Origin of the sequence: Methanoregula sp. (assembly GCF_002835825.1) — an archaeon.
Taxonomy (GTDB): Archaea; Halobacteriota; Methanomicrobia; order Methanomicrobiales; family Methanospirillaceae; genus Methanoregula.
In genome coordinates this window covers 1-2,120 of the sequence record NZ_PIZH01000372.1, presented here as the reverse complement: position 1 = coordinate 2,120, position 2,120 = coordinate 1, and the positions used below count along the sequence as shown (strand labels likewise).

Annotated in this window: 2 protein-coding genes; one reads left to right on the top strand and one right to left on the bottom strand. The window is 55.6% G+C overall.

The genetic code is table 11. The features are described from left to right. Positions 1–1,536: PAS domain S-box protein (locus CW742_RS11195; protein WP_292420410.1), on the top strand; the 1,536-nt coding region annotated here is incomplete at its 5' end. Between the two features lie 30 nt (positions 1,537–1,566). Here CW742_RS11195 and CW742_RS11190 read toward each other — a convergent pair. Further along, positions 1,567–2,055 carry a C39 family peptidase gene (locus tag CW742_RS11190; protein WP_394339469.1) on the bottom strand — a complete coding sequence of 163 codons (489 nt, stop codon included), beginning with the start codon at positions 2,053–2,055 and terminating at the stop codon, positions 1,567–1,569. Positions 2,056–2,120: the final 65 nt, after the last annotated feature.

Here is a 2,120-nt window from a genome sequence, read left to right as displayed (position 1 = left end):
ACTACCCACAGGGCAGCTGACGGACACACTGCCTTCATCGACTTCTCGATAAAACCAGTGAGAGGTGCGGATAACGAAATCCCGTTCCTTCTTGCCGAGGGGAGGGACATCAGCAGGCGCAAACTCGCCGAGATCGCGTTAAAGGAGAGCGAGGAAAAATACCGGCTCATCGCTGAGAATTCTCCCGACATGATCTTCTTTTTAGACACCACAGGGACCGTCAGGTACATCAACCCGCTGGGAGCACGGGCAATGCTCACCACCCCGGAGAATCTTACCGGCAAGAACCTCTTCTCCCTCTTCCGACCGGAGATTGCCGAGAAGTACATGGTGGCGATCCGCGGGATCGTCGCACGCCGGATCCCCGTGAGAAACGAGGTTTTCGAACATCTGCCCTCCGGTCAGTTCTGGCTCGATGTCCGCCTTATCCCCCTGCTCGATCCGTCCGGTTCCGTCTTTGGGATCCTGGGTCTCATCCATGACATCTCGCACCGGAAACAAGCCGAGAACGCCCTCAGGGAATCGGAGGAGAAGTATCGCCTGCTTGTCGAGAACACGCACGATATCATCTACCTGATCAAACCCGACGGAGTATTCACGTTTGTCTCTCCCAGCTTCACGGAGCTCCTTGGGTACAGGATGGAGGATGTGATAGGACAGTCATTCCAGAAATTTGTTCATCCCGACGATATCGCTCTGTGTAAGGAAGCCCTGGATGCTGTCGTCTCGACCGGGCAGGGGATGGCGGGAGTTGAATACCGGGTGATCCATGCCAATGGTTCAGTCCGGGTCCATACATCGAGTGTCTCTCCCATAGCAGACAAAACCGGCACGGTGATGACCTACCTGGGGAATGCCCGCGATATCACGGAGATGAAGCAGGTACAGAACGCAATAAAGGAGAGCAACCGGAAGCTCAACCTCCTCTCCAGCATCACCCGGCACGATGTGGCCAACCAGCTCACGGTCATGCAGGGCTATGCACAGCTTGCCGCCTTGAGAAAACCGGATCCGGTGGTCACGGACTTCCTTTTGAAGATCTCCTCATCCATCGAGACCATCCAGCACCAGTTCGATTTTGCCAAAACCTACCAGGACATGGGTGCCCACGCTCCCGTGTGGGTCGCTGTGAGGGATGTTATTGAGAGCGTGAGGCCTCCGCTCATGAACCTTGACATGCGCTGCGATTCCTGGGAGATCTTCGCTGATCCGATGATATCGAAGGTTTTCTTAAACCTCTTTGACAATGCAGCACGGTACGGGCAAACAGTCACCGCTGTCACGGTCCGGTGCGGCCTCAACGAGGACGGGGAGATCCTCATCACGTTCGCAGATAACGGGATCGGCATTCCGCTGGACGAGAAACAGAAGATCTTTTTAAAGGGGTACGGGAAGCATACCGGTTTCGGGCTCTTTTTAGCCCGGGAAATTTTAGCAATCACCGGTATTGAGATCCATGAGACCGGGATGCACGGGAAAGGAGCCACCTTTGAGATCACGGTCCCGAAAGGAGCTTACCGGTCCGCTGAAAAGTAGCTCTTTGGGAAAGGGGACGGATTCGTTGCATCAGGCCGGTACCGCTACAACGTACACACGGTCCTGCATCCCCTGCGGGAAATAGTGGGCATCAAACCACATGGCATCGAACTCGCCGTAGTTCGCATATGTGATCCCATCCAGACGGTCATCATGACAATCAACGGAATCGGCAAAGATGATGACATCGTCCCAGACCGTTTCCGTTCCCCGCGTGTCATACCCGACAACAACGACCCAGTGACCGCCCCAGTCGATCCATTCGACAATCGTCGGGATCCCTGCCTTCAGGTTGGCAAGGAGGGTGTCGCGGGTGCCGCCGGTATGCCATGTCGCTTTCCAGCCGTTCCGGTTGAACCACGAGGTCATCTGTACGGGATTGATGCCGGTCTTTTCCGAAACGTCCGGGTTCATGTCGCGGGCGAGCATGACCTCTTCGGTGTCAGTGTTATTGACCGGTCTTCCATAATAGGACCTCACGGTCATCGCTGCAACCGCCCCGCAGCTGTACTTTGTCACCTGCTGCCGGTATCTCGCCAGGGGAATGACCGTGAGGTGGACATTGGACTAGAGGGTACCATAAA